The organism is Rheinheimera sp. 1928-s (assembly GCF_029269265.1).
Lineage (GTDB): Bacteria > Pseudomonadota > Gammaproteobacteria > Enterobacterales > Alteromonadaceae > Pararheinheimera.
Genome location: NZ_JARIXP010000001.1, coordinates 575,521 through 598,368, shown reverse-complemented (window position 1 = coordinate 598,368; position 22,848 = coordinate 575,521). Strand labels below are relative to the sequence as shown.

The window sequence follows — 22,848 nt, the reverse complement described above, 5'->3', positions numbered from 1 at the left end:
TTATTGCCTAACCGTTCGCTAAACTCTTTGCTAAACCATTGCACATTTAATGCTCAAAATGCCCGTGAAGTTCAGTCCAATCAGAATTAATTTCACATCTGGAACAAAACCTATTTTATCCCGCTCAAAAATGTGCAACATTATCAATACAAAACAACAAGTTAACCATCAACACTAAATAAAACCTCAGAACATCATTGATTTTTTTTTGTGCGACGTTTGACAGTAATCTAAGCTTGGTGTTAGCTTTTTGCCATCGGTGGCACAAAATTGCAAGCATTTTTTGCCACCGGTAGACAAAATCAACAGGGAGTCGCACAAAGCGTCTTCCATTATTAAAAATACAGCTGGCATGTACTGGCTGAACGCTTTGAACCAGACAGGACGAGGTAGAGATCATGGCCAAAACCAACACGCCATTTCACCCGAATAAAGTTGCTTTAGCTTTAGCTATCGCAGGTTGTACTTCACTATTTTCTGTATCAGCACAAGAAACAGCTGAAACTGCGCAAGCAGAAGAAAGAATTGAAGTGATCGAAGTGAAAGGCAGTTTCCGCGATTCGTTATCCAACGCTTTAAATCAAAAACGCCAATCAGATGGTGCCATCGACGCCATTCTGGCTGAAGATATTGCCGACTTCCCGGATTTAAACCTGGCCGAATCTTTACAACGTATTCCAGGTATTGCTATTTCGCGTGCAGCAGGTGAAGGCCGTCAAATTTCAGTGCGGGGCCTGGGCCCTGAATTTACCCGTGTTCGTATCAACGGTATGGAAGCAGTGTCGACCAGTGGTGGTACAGACCAGATTGGTGGCGCCAACCGTGGCCGTGGTTTTGACTTCAATACCTTTTCTTCAGATTTATTCAGCTCTTTGACCGTGCGTAAAACAGCATCAGCTGATGTCGAAGAAGGTTCACTAGGTGCCACTGTTGATTTAAGAGCTGCTCAGCCTTTTGACTACGATGGTTTTACTTTTGCAGCATCAGGCCAGATGGGTTACAACGACTTGTCGGAAAAATCTGATCCTAAAACCTCATTTTTAGTCAGCAATATTTTTGCTGACGGTAAAATTGGCGCTTTATTTTCCGCTTCTTATTCAGAACGTCAGTTAAAAGATCAGGGTGCCAGTACAGTACGCTGGAACAGTGTCAATGACTTTGGTAGTTATCAAGGTGATGCAGATGCTCCGGAATTAGCTGAAATTAACGCCGCTGCAAGACCACGTTTACCACGTTATGACTCCTACACCCATGATATGGACCGCCTGGGCTTAAGTTCGTCTTTTCAGTTCAGACTGAATGACGATACTAAAATTGATGTAGATATTTTGTATGCAAAAACAGATGCAAGCCGTAACGAAGTATTTTTACAGGGTATTTTAAACGCCGGGGCAAACATCACCGGGCCAGACGTACCACCATCAGGCATTACAGGTGGTATGAATGTGCTGGATTATTTTATCGATAATACCAATACCATGACTTACGGTAGTTTTGAAAATGCCACTATCCGTGCCGAAAACCGCTTTGACGAACTCAGCACTGAATTTTTGCAGTACAACGTGACGCTGAAGCAACACCTGACAGATAACCTGAGCATGGATGCCATGGTAGGCTCTGCAACTTCAGAATTTGACAACCCGGTACAAACCACTTTGGTAGCACAGAAATCAGGTGTTGAATTTGCATATGATTATCGTGGCAGTAACAGAGAAAGCCCGGCTCTGACTTATGGCGCCGGTGTATTTGATCCAAATGGCTGGACCTCCAACAGTGTACGTTTACGTCCACTGGGCGCAGAAAATACTTTTGATACGGCTGAGCTGAATTTTACTTATTTGCTCACCGACAATATGACGTTAAAAGCGGGTTTGCATTACAAAGATTTTAGCTTTGAAACCTACGAAGCCCGTCGCAGATCTGAAAATGGTGCAGGTATTGTTTATACCCCGGATTTGTTAAAACAACATGATTCAGGTTTAGGCAGCCAGCCGGTCTGGTTAGTGCCTGATTTTGCGGCCATTGATGCCCAGTATGATATTTATAGCAACACAGGCGAGTTTGCCGTTAGTGCAGACTTCCGTCGTCCTGATAACTATTCAGCCAACGAAAGAAGTTTAGGTACCTACCTGCAATTAGGTTTTGATACAGACATTGCTGATATGCCTTTACGGGGTAATATAGGTGTACGTCATGTCAAATCAGACCAGAAATCGACAGCCTGGGCGACAATTGCAGCCAGTCCAACTCAGATCACTGCAGAACATGATTACAACGAAGTATTGCCGTCCCTTAACCTGGCTTTAGAGCCTTGGGAAGATGTGATCATACGTTTTGGCGCAGCAGAAGTAATGGCACGAGCTGGTTTAGGTGCTATTCGTCCTGATGTATCGGTTTCTGTATCAGGCGGCAGTCGTTCTGTAGGTGGTGGTAATCCACAACTGGAGCCAACCAAAGCCCGCACTTACGATTTAGGCTTTGAATTTTATTTCTCTGACGAATCGATGTTGGGTGTGGCATTTTTCTTCAAAGATATCGACAGCCATGTCCAGACTTTACGTGAAACCAAAGCCTTTACTGAAACGGGTTTACCTATTCAGGCTGCTATTGACGCCTGTACTGCTGGCCCTGGTTACAATGCAGATTGTAATGAAAATGTAGACTGGCAAGTCACTACACCACTGAACGGCCCTGGTGGTGACTTAAAAGGTATGGAAGTCAGCTACCAGTTACCTTTCACCTTCTTGCCTGAGTTCTGGAACAGATTTGGTTTTATTGCTAACTACACTTATGTCGACGCGCAGATGGATTATATCAACGCAGCCGGTGTAGTACAGGCCACACGTGACTTAAATGGTTTGTCAAAAAATACCTCTGCCGCCACTATTTACTACGAACATGAAGCTTTAAATGCCCGAGTCTCTATGGCGAAACGTGGTAAATACCTGACCACAGCAGTAGGTCGTGATAACAACGATATGGAAGGCACCAACGCCACCACTAACGTGGATGCATCGGTTTCCTATGCGTTAAACGACAACTGGAAAATCAGTTTTGAAGCACTGAACCTGACCGACGAAGTAGATGACCAATGGGTAGATTCAGCGGGTGACCGCCTGACTTACTACCATGAAACGGGTCGTCAGTACTACTTAGGCGCTCAATACAAGTTCTAATCCAGTTTTGGATAAGAATCTCATCGCTTAGCCAGGGATGGCGGCTTTGGCGTGACTTGTGGTGCTCTGCTGCAAGTCACGATTTTGTTTTACTTTTACAATAGGTACTAGCCGTGATCTATGTCTTGAAGCGACCTTTGCTGATTTCCAGCCTCACCTTAAGTTTTTTAGCAGCCTGCGGTAAACCAGCCCCAGCACCGGAACAACTGGCAGTGGTTGCTCAGCCTGCTACCACCGCATCTGTCGCCAGCTTAAGCATTCATAACCCCTCTGATTTCGCCAGAGTGCAAGAAGCCATCTATGTTTCTGCTGCAGATTTAGGTTTAACAGAAAGCACAGTGCAGAATTCGGCTTTTATTGCTACCAGTGCAAAAGGCCCATTGCCTTCACAGTGGATTGACCGCAACGCTGATGGTCAAAAAGATACCTTACTTATCAGCCCTACTCTGAGCGCTGGTGAAACCTTAGCACTGCAAATCACTGCAGGCACAGCCACAGAGTTGCCAAAACAAACTCAGGCTGAAATTTCGCAAAAAACCGGCGGGCAGTGGCAAGACAAAAAATATATAGGTGGCCATTTTGAAAATGTAAAGCATCTGACGCCCCCGCCACAGTACACCGATCACAGTGAATTTATCCGTTACGAAGGCCCGGGCATTGAATCCGATAAAGTGGCTTATCGTATTTATCTCGACTGGCGTAATGGCTTTGATATTTTTGGCAATAAAACCGGTCAGCCTGTGCTGCTTCAAGTGGGGTTAGACGGCTACCAGTCTTACCATGAACCAGCAGACTGGGGCATGGATGTACTGAAAGTAGGCAAAGCTGTAGGCGCCGGTGGTTTTGGCTATTGGGATGGCAGCAAAGTAGAACGAGTCTCCAAGCTGGACGGCCATACTGTTAATATTATCGAAAATGGCGCTCTGTATTCAGCTCTGACCATAGACTACAAAAACTGGCAAATTGCCGGTAAAACTCTGGATATCAGAGCACATTTATCCATGACAGCAGGCAGCCGTTTGCTGCAAAATCGTCTGACCTTAAGCCAGCCACTGGATAATCTGGCGCTGGGTATAGTAAAACTCCCTGACACTAAGCTGTTAACAGGCACACTGGAAAGCAGCGGCCATACCTACACTTACCTGGCAACTTATGGCAAACAAAGTCTGGATGGCGCCAATTTGGGCATGGCGATTTTATTTAAACGCGGCAAGCTCAAAGAATTAACTACAGACGAACATAACCATGTAGCTGTGATGAGTGTATCTGGGCAACATCTGGAGTATTACCTGTTAGGTGCCTGGCAACATGAGCTGAATGGCATTACTAACGAACAACAGTTTATTGAGTATTTGCAGCAGGAAGTGGAGCGTTTAACTCTAACGCCGCGCCTGAGATTAAAAACAGAACTTACCAAAGCCCAAACCAGTCAGCCTCTGACCAGCGAACGGGCTTTATACTGGAGCCAGCAACTGGCTAACTCTGAACTGAATCGTCAGGCAGGCCAGTATTATTGGGGTGGTTGGGACACTGAGCGAGATCGCCCTGTCAGCTTTGAATACACCACAGGCTTATTGATCCAGGCTTTTGATGATTTAAATAAATACGCCGCAGATCCAGCTTATCAGGCCGTGATCAGTAAAATGGCAGATACATTTGTCACCGAAGACGGCAGCATTCACAGCTATGACGCCAGCAAATTTAATATCGACAGTATCAATAGCGGTAACCTGCTGCTGCGGGTATTTGAACAAACAAAAGAGCCCAAATATCAACTGGCAGCTCAAGCCTTACGTGAGCAGTTAAAGCATCATCCTAAAACCTCAAACAGCGCTTTCTGGCATAAAAATATTTATCCGCATCAGTTGTGGTTAGATGGGGTTTATATGGGCATGCCGTTTTTAGCATATTACAGCAGCCTGTTTGAGCAAGGTGCCAGCCTGGATCAAGCCGTGCATGAGTTTGTCGTGACCCGGGAGCAGTTACGCGACGACAAAACAGGCCTGTATTTCCATGCCTGGGATGAATCCAAACAAATGGATTGGGCTGATAAAGAAACAGGTCGCTCCGCTTACTTCTGGGGTCGTGCTATTGGCTGGTTAGCTATGGCACTGGTGGATGTGTTGGATTATATACCAGCGGATAACACCGAATTACGCCAGCCACTGCTGAATATGGTCACCGAACTGGCAGCAGATTTAGCCAAGTATCAGGATGCCGAAACGGGCGTGTGGTATCAGATTATGGATAAAGCCGGTGAGCGTGGTAATTATCTGGAATCGAGCGGCAGCAGCATGTTTGTTTATTTTTATGCTAAAGCCATCAACAAAGGTTATTTGCCAAAAGAGCAGTACCTGCAGATCAGTAAAAAAGCCTGGCAAGGCCTGTTAAATGAATTTGTACTGGTGCATCCGGATGGCAGCATCAGCCTGACCACTATGGTGCAGGTCGCAGGTTTAGGTGCAGGTCGCGACGGTAGCTATCATTATTACATGAGTGAGCCTATCTACCGCAACGACAGCAAAGGCACAGGGCCTTTTATTATGGCTGGTGTGCAAATGGCACAGCTGTTAAAAGACTAAACTGATGAAGTTTATTACTGCCTGGCTGAGTGCACTGGCGCTGTACCTGCTTTGCCTGAACCTGCACGCCAGTGAGCAACCACTGCGCCTGCAGGTGGCTTTAGATGGCTCAGCGCCTTTTAACTCCATTCAACAGGCGCTGGACTCCTTACCTTCGACCAAAGAATGGGCTTTGATAGAGATTGGCCCCGGTATTTATAAAGAAAAGCTCTACCTTAATCGCGACAAAGTGGTTTTGGCGGGCAGCGGCAAAACCAGCACCACTATAGAATTTCCGGAACTTCGTAAAAACTATTTAAAACAGCACTCAGACGACTGGGGTTCTGCCGTGGTTAATATCAAAGCCTCGGATATAGTGCTGTTAGATTTAACTGTATTTAACAGCTACGGCGCAGTCTATGGCGATCATGATCATCAGTTTGCCATTCGTGGTTTTGAGCAAGCCAGCCGTATCATCACAGACCAATGCCGAGTGATAGCAGGTGGCGCCGACAGCTTAAGCTTATGGAATAAAAAAGGATTGTATTACCACAGCAACTGCTACTTTGAAGGCCATGTCGATTATGTTTGCCCACGCGGCACAGCCTGGGTTAAGCAAAGCCAGTTTTATAGTCAGGCCACCGAAGCCTCACTCTGGCACGATGGCGAATTGGATCATAACGCGAAGTTAGTGGTCACAGACTCGAAGCTCTCTGGTATTCAGGGCTTTTTACTCGGCCGTCGTCATTATGACGCCCAGTTTTACCTGCAGAATAATCAGTATTCCCCCTTGATGGCGGATAAGCCTATATTCCGTAAAACCTATCCGGATGAACCCAGCCGCGACAGGGCTAACTTATGGGGCGAGCGTAGTTATTTTAGTGGGTCTAGTGGTGCCAATTACGGCTGGCTGCAAAACAACTGGCCTAAAGCAGTATCTCAGATCACCGAAGATTGGGTCTATCAGGGTCAGTGGCAACCAGAACTGTTGTTAAAAACCATCCGTAGCTGGTTAAAAGCCAAAGCTCAACCTATGCCTGCCAAACTCTATCTGGTCGGTGATTCCACTATGTCGGATAAAACCAACCTGGCTTATCCGGAGCGTGGCTGGGGTCAGTTATTACCTGAATTTATGTTGCCGCAGTTGCAAGTCATCAATTTAGCGGCCAATGGCCGTAGCACTTTACGTTTTTTAAACGAAGGTCGCTGGCAAATGCTGCTCGATGAGCTGCAAGCTGGTGATTATGTGCTGATCCAGTTTGGTCATAACGATCAAAAACAAGACGACCCTAAGCGTTATGCCGAAGTGAATACGCGTTACCCAGAGCTGCTGCAGCAGTTTATCCGCGAGGTCAAAGCCAAAGCCGCCATTCCACTACTTGCCAGTTCTATCTGCAGGCGGAATTTTAAAGGTAAAACTTTAGAGCGGGATTTAGCAGCTTATGCAGCCCAAGCTAAACAGCAAGCTGCATTGGCACAAATCGACTTTTTTGATTTACAGCAGCAAAGCTGCGATTTATGGCAAGAGTTAGGCCCTGCTGGCAGTCAGCCGTATTTTATTCAGGTGCCAGCTGGCTTGTATCAGAAGTTCCCGGATGGCAAAACCGACAACACCCATTTGTCAGTGCAAGGAGCCTCTAAAGTGGCTCAGCTTTTTGTACAGGAACTACAGAAACAACAACATCCGCTAGCCAGGTATATCTACAGAACAAAACTCTAATCGGCTTTAACCGACAAACCAGTCGCGGGTTCTGGCGCTGGTTTTCACCAGTTGCCAGGAGTCACACCCATTAAAAGCGGCATAGTCCAGCACAGCTTTGGTCAAAGCCACTTTTAATGCATCCGTCAGTTTCACCTGCTCATCCAACACTAAATGCTGCAGCAACAAGATTTTGCTAGCTCTGTCTGCTTTAACATCGACCTGGCCTATAAACTGGTCTTTATACAACACGGGCAGGCTGTAATAACCAATCTTCCGTTTGGCGGCGGGCACATAAACTTCAATCTGGTAATCAAAATTAAACAGCTGCTTTAGCCGGTCGCGCTGGATCACTAAATTATCAAAAGGCGACAAGAACCAGACTTTATTGGGCACTTTATTAGGCAAACCGTTAGTAAGCGCTAACTGAGGCCTGTAGTACCAGGTTTTTCCATCCAGCAGAAAAGTCTGCAGCCTGCTCTGCTCCAGTTGTTGTTTTAGCTGCTGCTTTAACGCCAACTGCATATTCTTACGCAGATAACCTATCTGCTGCACTGTCGCCACGGCCTGACTTTGCAGGCAACGCTCTATTAAATAATCAGCAAACTCAGAGTCTGTAGGTGGCTGATGTTGATGATGATCAGGCCAAACCCGTTCCGCCAGATCGTAGACCTTCTGGAACTTGTCTCTTTTGGCCACCATTAGCTTGCCTTGCATAAATAGCTGCTCCAGCGCCTGTTTAGCCGGCTGCCAGTCCCACCAGGCACCGTTTTTCTGACCAGAGCTGATAAAATCACTGGCTTTCAGCGGCCCTTCGGCTTCAACACGGGCCAGCACTTCATTCATCAGTTGCTGTTCAGGGTTAAACCAGTGGTTGTTGCCGTTTTGCAGTAAGAGTTTGCGTTGCAAACTAAAACGATAATCTTCGGCTGGTAAAAATGCAGCGGCGTGCGACCAGTATTCAAAACTTTGTTTTTGCTCCAGCGCTTTGTCCAGCAGCTTCGGCTGATAGTTTTTTACTCTGTTATACAGCACATGATGATGCGCCCGTTCCACCACATAAATAGAATCCAGCTGCACATAGCTAATTTGCTTCAGAACCTCTGCCACAGCTGCTTTGCCTGACGCTGGTTGAAGCAACCCTTGGTGCTGTAACACCAACTGGCGTAACTCTTTTGGGCTAAAGGGGCAGGAAGCAGTCATAAGTTAAAACCTTAAATAAAAATCGGCCAGAAGGGTTCGATAGTCATCACTGTACTGTCCTGGGCTTTGCTGTATCAAGAGTTCTGTCTGTTCAACCTGGCTGGATACGGCACTGGCACTAAAATCCAGCAGCTGTAACTTAGCCGCTTTATGCGCAGCGGTTTTAACCAGACAACGCCGCTGTAAAGTCCAGCCAGCCTGTTCTGCGACAGAGACAAAATCTGCATCAGCAGGCAACACTAAGCAAAAATGTGCATCAGCTGTAGCAAGCTTTTTGGCAACAACAGCCAAATCAGTAAAAGACAAGCGATCGGTATGACGGGCCTGATGCCGCTTTGGATCTGAAGCGCCTAAACTCTGCTGAAAATAGGGAGGATTGCTGATAATCAGCTCAAATCCATGCTCTGGTTGGTTATCCGTCGCCGCATAGGTTAGAATATCGGCCTGAATGACTTGGATTTGTGCCGCCCAGCGACTGGCCGCCACATTATCCTGCGCCTGTAAGGCCGCATCCTGGTCCAGCTCTATTGCATAAACCATAGGGTTCAACCCCAATTTTTGCAGTCGCTGCGCCAGCATCAGAGACAAAATGCCACTACCTGCGCCTATATCCAGTGCAGTGCCAGCCTTGGGTAAAGTTGCCCAGGCGCCCAACAGGAAGGCGTCAGTGCTGACTTTCATCGCACAGCGGTCGTGGCCAACAAAAAATTCTTTACACCAAAAGCCGCTCACTACTGTCCTTACTTACTAAGGTCAAAAGAGTGGCAGTGTAAAAGATGCTAGAAGTTCTGTCACTGACAGACAGCATCCCCGGACTATCTAAACAGAAGGTAAGAACAGCGTGAGCGAAATTAACACTGCACAGGAAAAAATGACCTTTGCTGAGTTTCAACTGGATGAGAGCTTAGAGAAAACCCTGAGTAAAGCGGGTTTTAAAGAAGCGACCAGCATTCAGAAACTGGCTATTCCTGTGGCTTTGGAAGGCCGCGACATACTGGCCAGTGCGCCTACAGGCACAGGCAAAACGCTGGCGTTTTTATTGCCAGCTATTCAGTACCTGCTGGATTTTCCGCGCCGTGATCCGGGTTTCGCCCGTGTATTGATCATGACGCCTACCCGTGAACTGGCTTATCAGATTTTTGAACAGGTACAACAGCTGATTATGCTGACCGACCTGCACGCTGGTGTGATCACCGGCGGTATCAACTACGGCAGTCACAAAGAAACTTTAGAAAAAAATAACGATATTCTGGTAGCGACACCAGGTCGTTTAATTGAGTATCTGGATAACGAAAGCTTCCATGCTGACGAAGTAGAAGTACTGATCCTCGACGAAGCCGACCGTATGCTGGATATGGGGTTTGTTGGTGAAATGAACCGCATTATTCTGGAAGCTAAACGTCGCCGTCAGACTATGTTGTTCTCGGCGACTTTGGAAGGCAATGGCGTCAACAAGTTTTCTGAACGAGCTTTACGTGAACCAGTGCTGGTTGAAGCCACACCGCCACGCCGCGAAAAAGCCAAAATTCTGCAGTGGATGCACGCTGCTGACGACGCCGATCATAAACTGGCGCTGCTTATCCATATCCTGAAACAAGAAGACGTCAGCAAAGTTATTGTTTTTGTGAAGACCCGTGAGCGTTTAGCCACCTTAACAGGTCAGCTTGAAGCCGCAGGTTTAAAATGTTGCTGGTTACAGGGTGAAATGGCACAGGACAAACGTCAGACTGCTTTAGCTCGTTTCAGTAACAATCAGGTGCGTATTCTGGTGGCCACCGACATAGCGGCCCGTGGTCTGGATATAGACGATATTACTCATGTGATTAACTACGATATGCCACGTACTGCCGATGTGTACGTGCACCGTATTGGCCGTACCGGCCGAGCCGGTAAAAAAGGTACTGCAATTTCGTTAGTGGAAGCTCACGATATTGGCGTAGTAGGTAAAGTGGAGCGTTATACAGAGCAGCCGTTAAAACGTCGCTTTATTGAAGGTATGCGCCCTAAACACAAAGAAGCCAAAGCGCCGACTAAACAGAAAAAACCTAAAACAGCAGCCAAGAAAAAAGCGCTGAAAAAAGCCGCCAAAGCCAAAGGTTAATAGTGTTAAGGCTCTGCCATTAGTTGATGGTAAGTGTGTAAAAACGCTCTGTGATACTGCGGTTCCACTTGTTCAAGCTGGACCCGCAGGTATTCTTCGTCCATAACCAACTCAGTTATTGCGTCATTCAATCTTTTGATTATTTTTTCTCCTACAGGGCCTTTGTGACAAGCAAAATAAGCAGCAGTGTCGGGTTCAGCTTCCGCAACAGGATAACCTGTCACCAGCGTTTCATAGTCAGCAGGCAATAAAAATGGATACTCCAGAATCATATCAACCCGTTTTTGTTTTAGCATAGGCCACAGCTCGCCAATACCAACGCCACTTTGTTTTTGATATAAGTACTTGGCCATTGCAGGGTCTCGCACCAGAGGGTCCAATTCAGCACCATAAGAGCGCTCATAATCCAGCCCCAGTAAAGCGCGGGCGTCTTTGGACCAACTATTTTGAATACTGACTTTTCCTTCATTCTGCATTGCCGTCAGTTTTTTCTGCCAGGCGCTGCCTTTGAGCACATACAGATGCATACCTTGCACGAGGATAAAAGCTTTGCTGAAGTGATAAAGCTGACGTCGCTCAGGGCTTGCTAACACGCCAGCCATACAACTATTCGTCTGCTGCAAAGTTAACTGCATAGCTTTGGTATGATTAATCAGCACAAAGTTATAGTTGAGCCCTTTTGCGCTGAGCAATATTTTGCGGATTAGCTGTTTATCTAGTGACTCATCGACAGGCGGCTTTGAATCAAGCCAACCAGGTGGCATTTTGCTTTGAAAATCAACATCAATAGCCCTTGCTTGCCAAGGTGCCATCAAGAATACAACCAGCAGTAAACAGACACGCATCCAGAGCCCACCTTTGTTGCCAACAAGCTATAAAGCATAGCGGACCAAAGTGATTTTGCGACATTAATTCAACAACATAGACTGTGATAAAGCCGAATTAATTTATCTCTGCGCTCTGCAGGCAGTGCTTTTACTGACAAATCCAGACAGGGCAGAAATCCTCCGGCAACTGTGTCAATCTGCCCAGCATCGGTTCCGCCCCTGGTCGTCATAAGCCCTGCGGCCTGATCGGGCTGAAGCTGATCTAAGATCCGATCACTTGCAGAGCCATCAGTTCAAAGGTTTTGATCCCAAGTTCAGCCCTACTCGTCTTTGCCGTTCTACAGACTGTGGTTACCTGTCCCAGTAACTTTCTTCCAGAGAGTCTTCTTTTTCCGGTAAACCCTTGGATAAACGTGGCGCATTTTGCACCAGAATGGCGTAACTAACCCGGTTGGCGTATTTACAGATCTGAGCAAAAGACGAATAAGCCAGATAAGGCTGCTCGTGTTTACTGGATAAAGGCAAAGTTTGGCGGTGGAAATGATTAGCCGCTATGTCATGCAAAATAGCAGCTAAAGCGCCATCGCCTGCGCCATTGGTATTTTTTATCCGCTCAGGCCCGCCTAAGTAGGGGTCGATATGCGAGTACACCTTAACCGGCTGCTGGCAGTCTTTTTTCTGCATAGGACGGCTGAATTCAAACTCGTTGTAATCAGCCAAAGCACCAGATTTAATTGGATTGGTGGTTTCACGTTTGGCTGATGCGTCTGTGTATCCACACAAATACAAGCCTTCAGGGCCTGCGGTTAACAGCACCATATCGACATAATCCAGCGCAGCTTCGGCCGCAAGCAATGGATCAGAAAAACCAGTTAAAGCTTCAGCTTCCAGTTCATTCATCGCCAGCACATTGACATACTGAGCCAGCGTTTGCTGAATAAGCTCCCTGTGCTCTTCCACTAAATGTTTAGTGCCTAAGCTCATCACCACAGGAACATCTGCAGCTTTAGCATCGGATAACATTTTAACCATCGCCTGCTGGATAGGCTGATCGGTGGCACGCAGCGGATAGGCACTGACCACAATGGCGGCAGCTTTAGAAATAATATCCGTAGGAATATAAGCTGGTGCCAGCTCGTCCATATCACCCGGGTCTATCACAAAGGTGCGTTCGCCATCCGGAGTAATCATGGTAATACCACGGCCTATATCACCTGATACGCCTTGCAGGTGGTTCATATCTACTTTACTGCTGGTATGGCATAGGTAGTGATAGGCAGGAGAACCCAGCTGAATATTGGCTGACATCACACCTAATAACACGGATTTATCGTCAGCCAGTACAGAATAGTTATGTACTGTATTGCCTATGGTGCCGCCGGCAAAGTGATCAGAAATCGCATTAGAACCCACCAGCTCCTGATAAATCAGATCCGCTTTGCCATGTTCCACTAAGTTCGATAAGCCTTTGCCTATGCCGTATTTTTCAAGAAATTCGTCGCTGACATTGGCAATCACATCCACTATGGTTTGGTCCAAACCCACAATATAAGTGTCCAGCTCAGGCCGCACTTCGTAGCTGGGTAAAGTCAGCTTAGGCTGAGACACTGGGAAATAATGTTTGAGTTTACGACGACCAGGGAATTTCATAGGGCAACACTCGGATCAATAGAGCCGCGCATTTTAGCAAAAGCCAATTAAAAAAGCGCACTAAAAAGCCGCAGTTTTATGCGGCTTTTTCAGCTTACTTCGCCTAAAGAAGACGAAGTATTAGTCTTGTTGTTGCATTCGTGTAAACACCAGTTTATCGGCTTTCGATTCGGCGCTGCTAAACTGATAACCGGCACTGTTAAATTGCTTTAAGCCTTCGACCTGGTCAATTTGCTGTTCAATGACATAACGCGCCATCAGGCCTCGGGCTTTTTTGGCGAAGAAGCTGATAATTTTATACTGACCATTTTTGAAATCTTTAAATTCCACATTCAGCACTTTGGCCTTCAGCGCTTTTTTGTCCACAGCTTTAAAGTATTCCTGCGAAGCTAAATTCAACAGCATCTCTGAATTTAACTGATCCAGCTGTTGATTCAATTCAGTACTGATGCGATCGCCCCAGAACTGATATAAATTTTTACCACGGCCATTTTCTAACGAAGTTCCCATCTCCAGACGGTAAGGCTGCATCAAATCCAAAGGCCGTAACACCCCATACAAACCACTTAAAATGCGTAAATGCTGCTGAGCATAGTCCAGATCTTTTTGTTTCAGGCTGGACGCTTGCAAGCCCTGATACACATCCCCATTAAAAGCAAACAGAGCCTGACGGGCATTCTCTGGCGTAAAAGGTGTAGACCACTGTGCAAACCGCGCCGCATTCAGGCCAGCCAGCTTATCACTGATATGCATTAAGCCTGACAGTTGAACTGGCGTCAGCTCGCGGCAATAGGGCATGAGTTCAAGGCTTTGATCCAGCAAAGCAGGCTGGCTGAATGCAGTGACGGATAAAGGGCTTTGGTAATCTAAATCTTTGGCGGGTGATATCACCATCAACATGGGTTTTGGTTTCCTATACAGCAAGATAAAGCGACTATAACAAAAACTATGGCAGAGCTCGATAACAAAACTCAATACGGACGGGGCTTAGACATGGTTTTTACTTTTTTTCATGGTAAGCTCTGAACACTATAGAGACCTTATAAAATAAGGCTATGAGCAGCAAAACAAACAGAATTCCGAATGTCAGAAACTTGCCACAAAAGCCTGCTTTTGTGTTGTAATTTTCCTACATTTATTTAGTATTAAGCCCCACATCACTGACTTGTGATCAGAAAAACGGTAATAAAACAATATGAGCACTTTACTTGAACAGCTAAAAGCAGTGACTACAGTCGTAGTCGACAGTGGTGACTTAGGCGCCATTGAACAATTCCGCCCTGTAGACGCGACAACAAACCCTTCTTTATTATTAAACGCCAGTCAGCTGGAGTTTTCTAAGCCGTTATTAGCTCAGGCCGTGGCTTATGCCAAAAGCAAAAGCTCAGATCTGGCGACACAGATCAGCATAGCCAGCGATAAGTTTGCAGTCGATATCGGCACTCAGATCAGCAAGTTAGTACCAGGCCGTGTTTCTACCGAAGTGGATGCCCGTTTATCTTTTGATACCCAAGCCAGCATCACTAAAGCACTGCAACTGGTTGCTTTGTATGAAGAAAATGGCGTCAGTAAAGATCGCATTTTGATCAAAATAGCCTCAACCTGGGAAGGTATTCAGGCAGCACGCCATCTTGAGCAACAAGGTATTCAGTGTAACCTGACGCTGCTGTTTCATATGGCGCAAGCCCGTGCTTGTGCAGAAGCTGGCATATTCTTAATTTCTCCTTTTGTTGGCCGTATTCTGGATTGGTACAAAGCCAACACCAAGCAAGACTACACAGCAGAAACTGACCCTGGTGTAGTTTCAGTGCGTGAGATTTATCGTTATTTCAAAAGCTATGGCCATAAAACTGTGGTGATGGGTGCAAGCTTCCGTAACATCGGCGAAGTATTAGCTTTAGCAGGCTGTGACCGCTTAACCATCAGCCCAGGCTTACTGGAAGAACTCAGCCAGCAGCAAGGCACCTTAACAGTTCATCTGCAAGATACGGGTGCTACAGCCAAAGAAACTGCGGCTTTAACTGAAGCAGAATTCCGCTGGGCACTGAATGAGGATGCAATGGCGACAGAAAAACTGTCGGAAGGTATCCGTAAATTTGCCGTAGACCAACGTAAGCTGGAATCTTTAATTCAGGCCCAATTACAGGCCTAGTTACACAACTGGTACAGGCTTAATCTTTATCACCATCGGATCACTACAGGAGTTTATATGATGTCGTCTGCAGTCTGGGCTGAGTTAAAACAGCTGGCGCAACAGCCTTTATCTTTGCGTCAAGAGTTTGCCGCAGATCCAAAGCGTGCTGAAAAATTTCAGGTTAATGCCTGTGGTATTCACCTGGATTTTGCCAAAAACCTGATCACAGATGGCATCTGGCAAAAGCTGCTGGAGTTGGCAAAACAAAGCCAGATCCACAGCAAAACTCAGCAGATGCTTAATGGCGACAAAATAAACAACACGGAACAACGTGCCGTCTGGCATATGGCGTTACGTGCAGATACAAAAACTGCTTTAGTGCTAGATGGTGTTGATTTACAGCCAGAAATTCAGGCCTGCCATGCGCAAATGGCAGAACTGATTGGCCAGTTGCATCAAGGCGACTATAAAGGTTATCAGGGCGATGCCATTACCGATCTGATTTGGATTGGTATTGGTGGCTCGTTATTAGGCCCACAAATGGCCTGTGAAGCTTTAGCGCCTTTTAATACAAGCCCTGTGCGTATTCACTTTGCTGGTAATATCGACGGCGCCGTCGTCTCTGATGTGGTGAAAAACTTAAATCCTGCCACTACGCTGGTGTTTGTAGCCTCTAAGTCCTTTGGTACTGAAGAAACCAAACAAAACGCTTTGGCTGTGCGTCAGTGGTTCACCGACAAAGGTGCAGACAAAGCCGCTATAGCTCAGCATTTCTGGGCGACTTCGTCCAATATCAAAGCCGCAGCCGAGTTTGGCATAGTGGCTGAACATATTCTGCCGATGTGGGACTGGGTCGGTGGTCGATATTCGTTATGGTCTGCCATCGGCTTCCCGGTCGCATTGCAATTGGGCATGGAGCAATTCCAACAACTGCTCAAAGGCGCCCGCGATATGGACCAGCATTTTATCCATGCCCCGCTTGAGCAGAATATGCCTGTGATTCTGGCATTGCTTGGCGTCTGGTATATCAATGCCAAAGGTTGTCAGGCGCAAGCCTTATTACCGTACAGCCATTATTTACGTTTCCTGCCCTCTTACGTGCAGCAACTGGATATGGAAAGTAATGGTAAAGGGGTAGATGTTGACGGTAAGCCGCTAACAGATGCCACAGCGCCGGTGATTTGGGGTGATGCAGGTACCAATGGTCAACATGCGTACCATCAGTTATTACACCAAAGTGCACTGGCTGTGCCGTCAGACTTTATTCTGCCTGCCAAAGTCAGTCACGAGCTTGGCGATCACCACCACAGATTAGCAGCGCACTGCTTTGCCCAAACTCAGGCGCTGATGCAAGGCAAAACTTTTGAAGAAGCCAAAGCTGAAGTTTTAGCAAGCGGTGCATCCGAAGCTGAAGCTATTGCTTTGGCACCACATAAAGTGTCACCTGGAAATAAGCCAAGCAACACTTTATTGCTGCCAGAACTGTCCCCTTACTACTTAGGTGCTTTAATAGCGCTTTATGAGCAGAAGGTGTTTTGTCAGGGTGTGCTCTGGAATATCAACTCTTTTGATCAGTGGGGCGTGGAGCTGGGTAAACAGCTGTCGACGCCTATTTATCAGGTGTTATCTGATCAACAAAAAAACAGCTTTGATGCGTCCACAGAGGCACTTATCGCAAAATTTAAGCAGTTGAACTTGAGCTAACCTGTTGAATGAACGAAAAACATTCATTTTTCGTTCATATTTGTGTCAAAGAGTTATTTTATTTTTAAACAAAGTGTGGTACTAATTTGTTGAAAATAACAACAACTCAGAGGGGCAACCATGGAAAGCTTCGAAGACTTACTGAATATGTTGGAACGTCCTGCGACGAAGAGCCGTGCAGTCAAACGCAAGTGGCGGGAAATTGAAGCAGTCAAAGAACGCCAGCGCTTAAAACGAGAACTAGAAGATATAGACTGGACCATAGAACCTGAATTAGTAGACATCGAATTAAGTTAAATTAAGCCCCGACAGCAATGTCGGGGCTTTTTATTTTACAGTCATCTAACGTAGGGGCGGGTCTTGCACCCGCCCGTTATCGACGGTATTTAAACTTGCCAGCAGATTGGGGTTTTACCTTGTTGCTGCAATAGCTCATTTGCCTTTGCAAAATGTCCACAGCCCAAAAAGCCGCGGTGCGCTGACAAAGGTGATGGATGAGGTGCAGTCAGAATATGATGTTTGGTTTTATCGATCAGCTGAGATTTTTTAATCGCGTGGCTGCCCCATAACAAAAACACTATGCCTTCTGCATTAGCACTGATAGCCCGGATCACCTGATCGGTAAACTGCTCCCAACCTAAGTGACGGTGCGAATTAGCTTCATTGGCCACCACAGTTAATGCGGTATTGAGTAACAACACGCCCTGCTCTGCCCAACTTTCCAGACACCCATGTTTTGGGGTTTGAAAATCCACATACTCCAGCGCGAGCTCTTTGTAGATATTGCGTAGCGAAGGTGGAATAGCTACTCCTGCAGGCACAGAGAAACTTAAACCATGAGCCTGGTTCGGACCATGGTAAGGGTCCTGCCCTATGACTACCACTTTCATCTCTGAAAAAGGCGTTAACTTAAAGGCATTAAACACCAGGGATTCAGGTGGATAAATCACCTGGCCTGCGGCACGTTGTTGCTTTAAGTAATCCATAGTTTGCAGAAAATAGGGCTGATTTTTTTCAGCCCCAATCACGTCTTGCCAGTTTAAAGACACAGTTTATTCATCCAGAGTCAGTAAGAATTGGCGTAATTGTACAAAATCCGGCGCCATATCTGCACTTAAACTTGTCTCAGATGCCACAGCAGCTAACTCAGGTGGTAAGGCAATAGGACTGCCAAGAATGTTTTCGACCTGCTCTTTAAATTTAGCCGGATGAGCTGTGCCTAAGAAAATACCAAATTCGCCGTCCTGCAGGCTGCGTTTTAAGGCTTTATAAGCAATAGCAGCATGAGGCTCACTGACATAACCTAAATGCGCCAATAAGCGCATAGAGACCTGGGTATCTTCTTCGTCAACCATCACAGCTTCTAAATCGTCGCGGGAAATTTTGCCTTGCGCCAATAAAGCTTCGACCCGTGGCCAGTTATTCGGCGCACTGACGTCCATGGCGTTAGATAAAGTGGGGATAGTTTTGTTGGGCGCCCACTGGCCATCTTTCCAATAGCGCGGCACAGTGTCGTTTAAGTTAGTAGCGGCAATCATACGTTTGATAGGTAAACCTAACACCTTGGCAATTAACCCTGCAGTCAGGTTGCCGAAATTACCACTAGGCACAGCAATGACAATTTGATCACGCTTATCTTTTGGCACCTGAGCCACAGCTTCAAAGTAATAACAGATTTGAGCAAATAAACGGCTGATATTAATAGAGTTGGCTGAGTTGATATTCAGCTGTTTGACCAAATCCCGGTCGTTAAATACATCTTTCACCAGCGCCTGGCATTGGTCAAAGTCTGCTTCTACCGCTAGTGTATGGATGTTATGACCTAAAGTAGTAAACAGCTTCTCTTGCAGTGGGCTGATTTTTCCTTTTGGAAATAAAATCACTACATCCACACCAGCCTGCTGATAAAAAGCATGAGCCACAGCCGCACCTGTATCACCCGAAGTGGCAGTGACAATAGTAGTTTTACTGACATTCTGCTGCTTTTGCGCCTGAATTAACGCCTGCGCCATAAAACGGCCACCAAAGTCTTTAAAAGCTAAAGTGGGACCATGGAATAACTCTAAGCAAGCCACATCCTCTGTCACTTGCGCTAAAGGCGCCGGAAACTGAAAAGCGTTACTTACCATCTGATGGATTTGTTCAGCAGAAAGCTCATCACCTATTAAAGCTTCCAGTACTTTGGCGCTGCGCTCAACAAAAGGCAGCTCCAATAAAGCTTCTATATCCAGGGTTGGCCACTGAGTTGGGAAAAACAGGCCTTGCTGATCACCCAAACCAATACGGACAGCATCTAAAAAACTGACTTGTTGTGAAGCGACTTTCGTATTTGTTAATTGCATTTTTACATCCTACAGCGCACGTGCGCCTTGTCTCGCCAAACGACATACAGTAGTCATGGCATCTGAGTTTTTAGCGTAATGCTGTTGTAAATAATCAGCGGCAAATTGGGCCTGAGTATCATTCTGGCAGACCGCAAAAATAGTAGGGCCAGCGCCGGAAATACCTACATGGCCAATCCCTTGTGCTGTTAACTTTTCACGTATAGGCAAAAGTTCAGGCATCAGGTGCTGACGGGCAGGCTCGGCTATTAAATCCTGTAAAGCGGCAAAAGCTTCTGTTTCATCTTTGGCATACAAAGCGCTGATAAAACGACTTAACATACCGGCAAAAGCTATGCTGTGCTTCAGCGTCAATTGCTGTGGCAATACAGCGCGGGCTTCTTTGGTCGACAGCACAGTACCGGGGTAGCAAAGCACCACTTGCCAGTGTTCAAACCAGGGTAAAGCCCGGCATAACAAGGGGCTATCCGGCAACATCAACAATAAGCCGCCATAAAAGGACGGAGCCACGTTATCGTAATGCACTGAACCGCTAACGCCACCTTCCAGTTGCGCCATCAGTTGCAACAACTGATAGTCATCCAGAGGTTTACCGAAATAGTCATTAAAGGCATAACAGGCCACGACAATAGAACAGGCGCTGGAACCCAAACCACTGCCAACCGGCAGGTTTTTCACCAGCTCCAGTTGCAGTCGTGGCAAAGTTCGCCCTATCGCCTTTTCAAAGGCGTAAAAACACTGCAGCACTAAGTTATGGTCCGTGTCTTTTGGCAGCTGATGCACATAACGGCCGGTCAGTTGCAAACTCAGTTCAGCCTGCTCAGAGTGAATACGCAGTTCATCGCCAAATAAAGAACCATCGACTGGTTCAAAAGCAGCACCTAATAAATCAAATCCAACAGAAAAATTCCCTGTGGACGCAGGCGCAAAATACGACTTCATATTACATCTCCTGCTGCCAGGACAAAGTCCGCATTACATCACTGAACACACCGGCTGCTGTGACCGCAGCACCAGCACCATAACCACGCAACACAAAAGGAATAGGCTGGTAATAACGGGTATGAATAGCCAAGGCATTTTCACCGTCTTTCACTTTGGCAAGCGGATGATCCAGATCCAAAGCTTTAATGGCTACTTTGCAGCGACCTTCGTTAATTTCGCCAATGTAACGCAGCACCTGACCTTTGGCTTTAGCCTCTGCAATTCGTTCTGCAAATTGTTGATTAAGCTCTGGCAACTGCTGCATAAAAGTTGGTACATCTGTGCCAGGCGCAAAATCAGCAGGTAATACACCTTCCACTTCGACATCGGCTAAGTTCAGCATCAAACCAGACTCGCGCGCCATGATCAATAACTTACGCGCCACATCCATACCGGATAAATCATCGCGAGGATCGGGTTCGGTAAAACCCAGTTCACGGGCTTTAGTAGTAACTTCAGATAACGACTGCCCCTGCTCCAACAATCCAAAGATATAAGATAAAGAGCCAGATAAAATGCCTTCAAAAGCCACCAGCTCGTCACCGGCATTAAACAAGCCCTGTAAGGTATCGATCACCGGCAAGCCTGCGCCAACTGTGGTTTCATAAAGGAAACGACGTCTATGCTGCTGTGCCACCTGACGCAGCTGATGGTAATAATCCAGTGAACCCGTATTGGCTTTTTTGTTGGGCGTGACCACATGGAAACCGGCTTTTAAGAAATCAACATACAAATTAGCCACAGGTTCTGCACTGCTGCAATCAATCAGTACCGGATTGGTTAAATGCTGTTCCTGCACAAAACGGCTTAAATCCGCCACAGAAAACTGCGCTTTGGCTTGCTGCATTTGCTGTTGCCACTGGCTTAAATCTATGCCTTTTTCATCCAGCAACAAAGCTTTGGAATTGGCTATACCATACACCTTCAGCTTGACGTTACGTTGCTGCAAAAACTGCTGCTGACGCTGGAACTGTGCCAGTAATTCACTACCCACCACACCACAACCGACCAGAAATACATCGATGCTTGGGATATGGCTGAAGAAGTTCTCATGGCAGACCTTCACCGCATTCTGACAGGCCTTTTGTTCTACTACAGCTGAGATAGAACGTTCGCTGCTGTCCTGCGCTATAGCCACCACATTGACACGAGCTTGCGCTAAAGAGGCAAAAAACTTAGCTGCTACACCACGGTGCTGGCGCATGCCATCGCCGACCAAACTGACTATCGCCATATCGGATAATATTTGCAGCGGACGTAATAACTTACCTTGCAGTTCCAGTTCAAATTCAGCCTCAAGTGCTTTTTTCGCCGAAGCTAAATCCAGCTGCGCCACACAGAAGCTGATACTAAATTCAGAAGACGACTGAGTAATTAAACTAACCGATACCTGCTCACGCGCCATAGTGGCAAACACACGGGAGGCCATACCGACCACACCTTTGAGTCCTGGGCCAGAGACAGTGATCAGCGCCAGATGCTCAAGGCTGGAAATGCCTTTGACCAGCGAGTCACCGTTATTATCGGCATCAATGCAAGTGCCTGGTGCTGCAGGGTTTAAGGTGTTTTTGATATAACAAGGAATTTGAAAACGAGCTAGAGGCCCAATGGTTTTTGGATGCAGCACTTTGGCACCAAAGTACGACAGCTCCATAGCTTCATCATAAGATAAATGGTCAATCAGTTTGGCTTGTTTCACCTGACGTGGGTCGGCGCTGTAGACGCCATCTACATCAGTCCATATCTCACAGACTGACGCTTTGACCGCAGCAGCGACAATAGCAGCTGAATAGTCTGAGCCATTGCGGCCTAATAAACACAGCTCACCCTGCGCATTGCTGGAGACAAAACCGGCCATTACATAGACCTGCGCCGATTGTTTGGCCAAAGCTGCAGCAAAAGTTTGTTCAGAAGCAGGAATGTCGGCCACGGCATTTAAATAATCGCCCTGACTTTTTACTAAAGCCACTGAGTCCAGCAGCACCACATTGACCTGACGGGATTTAAACAACGCTGTCATCAGGCAAACACTAAACTGCTCGCCCATACCCAAAATTTGCGCTTTGATATGATCGGGGCAATAACTTAATAAACTGATGCCCTGCAAACGTTCAGTCAGCTTTTGCTCTTGTTCATCAGCCAGTTGTTGCACTGCTTTTAACTGCTCGCTACTTACCCGTAAACTGGCTTCCGATACTAATTGAGCCAGCCGCTGCTTCCACTGCAGCAACAGCGGCTGATAGTCCGAGCCTAAAAAAGCCAGATCCGTCAGTTCCACCAGTAAGTTGGTGACGCCCTGCGGCGCAGACAACACCAAGCCTACGCTCTGATTGCCAATTTGCTGTTGCACTATATCCGCCACCTCGAGGAAGCGGGTTACCGACGCCAGAGACGAACCACCAAACTTAAGCACCCTCATGTTTTACTCCTTGCTAAACGAAAAAGGCCCGTGACAGGGAGGTCACGG

16 protein-coding genes are annotated in these 22,848 nt (G+C 46.7%); 7 read left to right on the top strand and 9 right to left on the bottom strand.

Features of this window, described 5'->3' with window-relative positions:
• Nucleotides 1-398 precede the first annotated feature (398 nt).
• The 3 genes from P3C17_RS02695 (at nt 399) to P3C17_RS02685 (ending at nt 7,457) form a co-directional block, all read left to right on the top strand.
• Nucleotides 399-3,176, top strand: a complete 2,778-nt coding sequence (locus P3C17_RS02695) for a TonB-dependent receptor (protein WP_300927981.1) — start codon at nt 399-401, stop codon at nt 3,174-3,176.
• 113 nt (nt 3,177-3,289) lie between these two features.
• Nucleotides 3,290-5,758 carry a glycoside hydrolase family 88 protein gene (locus tag P3C17_RS02690; RefSeq protein WP_300927980.1) on the top strand — a complete coding sequence of 823 codons (2,469 nt, stop codon included), beginning with the start codon at nt 3,290-3,292 and terminating at the stop codon, nt 5,756-5,758.
• 4 nt (nt 5,759-5,762) lie between these two features.
• Nucleotides 5,763-7,457, top strand: coding sequence for a pectinesterase family protein (locus tag P3C17_RS02685; RefSeq protein ID WP_300927979.1), 1,695 nt, complete (start codon nt 5,763-5,765; stop codon nt 7,455-7,457).
• A 6-nt stretch (nt 7,458-7,463) separates the two neighbouring features.
• On the opposite strand, the gene P3C17_RS02680 is transcribed toward P3C17_RS02685, so the two are convergent.
• Nucleotides 7,464-8,639 (bottom strand): crosslink repair DNA glycosylase YcaQ family protein, encoded by a 1,176-nt coding sequence (locus P3C17_RS02680; RefSeq protein ID WP_300927978.1) that lies wholly within the window; start codon nt 8,637-8,639, stop codon nt 7,464-7,466.
• 3 nt (nt 8,640-8,642) lie between these two features.
• On the bottom strand, nt 8,643-9,371 hold the full coding sequence (locus P3C17_RS02675; protein WP_300927977.1) for a methyltransferase: 729 nt from the start codon (nt 9,369-9,371) through the stop codon (nt 8,643-8,645).
• A 109-nt stretch (nt 9,372-9,480) separates the two neighbouring features.
• On the opposite strand from P3C17_RS02675, the gene srmB reads away from it, so the two are divergent.
• Nucleotides 9,481-10,740: an ATP-dependent RNA helicase SrmB gene (gene srmB / locus P3C17_RS02670; RefSeq protein WP_233007838.1), complete on the top strand. Its 1,260-nt coding sequence runs from the start codon at nt 9,481-9,483 to the stop codon at nt 10,738-10,740.
• Nucleotides 10,741-10,745: 5 nt separating this feature from the next.
• Here the strand turns inward: srmB and P3C17_RS02665 are convergent, their stop codons facing one another.
• From P3C17_RS02665 to yaaA, 3 genes are all read right to left on the bottom strand, one after another.
• A complete protein-coding gene (locus tag P3C17_RS02665) occupies nt 10,746-11,552 on the bottom strand; it encodes a hypothetical protein (RefSeq protein ID WP_300927976.1) in 807 nt (268 codons plus the stop codon).
• Between the two features lie 366 nt (nt 11,553-11,918).
• Nucleotides 11,919-13,217, bottom strand: a complete 1,299-nt coding sequence (locus tag P3C17_RS02660; RefSeq protein ID WP_300927975.1) for an inosine/guanosine kinase — start codon at nt 13,215-13,217, stop codon at nt 11,919-11,921.
• A gap of 120 nt (nt 13,218-13,337) precedes the next feature.
• Nucleotides 13,338-14,117, bottom strand: a complete 780-nt coding sequence (yaaA, locus tag P3C17_RS02655; protein ID WP_300927974.1) for a peroxide stress protein YaaA — start codon at nt 14,115-14,117, stop codon at nt 13,338-13,340.
• Nucleotides 14,118-14,412: 295 nt separating this feature from the next.
• Between yaaA and tal the strand changes: the two genes are divergently transcribed.
• The 3 genes from tal (at nt 14,413) to P3C17_RS02640 (ending at nt 17,352) form a co-directional block, all read left to right on the top strand.
• Nucleotides 14,413-15,369, top strand: a complete 957-nt coding sequence (gene tal, locus P3C17_RS02650) for a transaldolase (RefSeq protein ID WP_300927973.1) — start codon at nt 14,413-14,415, stop codon at nt 15,367-15,369.
• Between the two features lie 57 nt (nt 15,370-15,426).
• A complete protein-coding gene (gene pgi, locus P3C17_RS02645; protein ID WP_300927972.1) occupies nt 15,427-17,055 on the top strand; it encodes a glucose-6-phosphate isomerase in 1,629 nt (542 codons plus the stop codon).
• A gap of 120 nt (nt 17,056-17,175) precedes the next feature.
• Nucleotides 17,176-17,352: a DUF3545 family protein gene (locus tag P3C17_RS02640; protein WP_008897291.1), complete on the top strand. Its 177-nt coding sequence runs from the start codon at nt 17,176-17,178 to the stop codon at nt 17,350-17,352.
• Nucleotides 17,353-17,441: 89 nt separating this feature from the next.
• On the opposite strand, the gene ung is transcribed toward P3C17_RS02640, so the two are convergent.
• The 4 genes from ung to thrA are packed head-to-tail and all read right to left on the bottom strand — an operon-like array spanning nt 17,442 to nt 22,800.
• The gene (ung, locus tag P3C17_RS02635) at nt 17,442-18,104 is read right to left on the bottom strand and encodes a uracil-DNA glycosylase (RefSeq protein ID WP_300927971.1); all 663 of its coding nucleotides are present in this window, start codon (nt 18,102-18,104) and stop codon (nt 17,442-17,444) included.
• A 3-nt stretch (nt 18,105-18,107) separates the two neighbouring features.
• On the bottom strand, nt 18,108-19,397 hold the full coding sequence (gene thrC / locus P3C17_RS02630; protein WP_300927970.1) for a threonine synthase: 1,290 nt from the start codon (nt 19,395-19,397) through the stop codon (nt 18,108-18,110).
• A 9-nt stretch (nt 19,398-19,406) separates the two neighbouring features.
• Complete coding sequence (gene thrB / locus P3C17_RS02625; protein WP_300927969.1) at nt 19,407-20,339, bottom strand: homoserine kinase; 933 nt, start codon at nt 20,337-20,339, stop codon at nt 19,407-19,409.
• Between the two features lies 1 nt (nt 20,340).
• Nucleotides 20,341-22,800 (bottom strand): bifunctional aspartate kinase/homoserine dehydrogenase I, encoded by a 2,460-nt coding sequence (gene thrA / locus P3C17_RS02620; RefSeq protein ID WP_300927968.1) that lies wholly within the window; start codon nt 22,798-22,800, stop codon nt 20,341-20,343.
• Nucleotides 22,801-22,848 lie beyond the last annotated feature (48 nt).

Coding starts and splice junctions, on each gene's coding strand:
- P3C17_RS02695 (WP_300927981.1), top strand. CDS start 399: ATGGCCAAAACCAACACGCCATTTCACCCGAATAAAGTTGCTTTAGCT.
- P3C17_RS02685 (WP_300927979.1), top strand. CDS start 5,763: ATGAAGTTTATTACTGCCTGGCTGAGTGCACTGGCGCTGTACCTGCTT.
- P3C17_RS02680 (WP_300927978.1), bottom strand. CDS start 8,639: ATGACTGCTTCCTGCCCCTTTAGCCCAAAAGAGTTACGCCAGTTGGTG.
- P3C17_RS02665 (WP_300927976.1), bottom strand. CDS start 11,552: ATGGCACCTTGGCAAGCAAGGGCTATTGATGTTGATTTTCAAAGCAAA.
- P3C17_RS02660 (WP_300927975.1), bottom strand. CDS start 13,217: ATGAAATTCCCTGGTCGTCGTAAACTCAAACATTATTTCCCAGTGTCT.
- yaaA (WP_300927974.1), bottom strand. CDS start 14,117: ATGTTGATGGTGATATCACCCGCCAAAGATTTAGATTACCAAAGCCCT.
- tal (WP_300927973.1), top strand. CDS start 14,413: ATGAGCACTTTACTTGAACAGCTAAAAGCAGTGACTACAGTCGTAGTC.
- pgi (WP_300927972.1), top strand. CDS start 15,427: ATGATGTCGTCTGCAGTCTGGGCTGAGTTAAAACAGCTGGCGCAACAG.
- P3C17_RS02640 (WP_008897291.1), top strand. CDS start 17,176: ATGGAAAGCTTCGAAGACTTACTGAATATGTTGGAACGTCCTGCGACG.
- thrC (WP_300927970.1), bottom strand. CDS start 19,397: ATGCAATTAACAAATACGAAAGTCGCTTCACAACAAGTCAGTTTTTTA.
- thrB (WP_300927969.1), bottom strand. CDS start 20,339: ATGAAGTCGTATTTTGCGCCTGCGTCCACAGGGAATTTTTCTGTTGGA.
- thrA (WP_300927968.1), bottom strand. CDS start 22,800: ATGAGGGTGCTTAAGTTTGGTGGTTCGTCTCTGGCGTCGGTAACCCGC.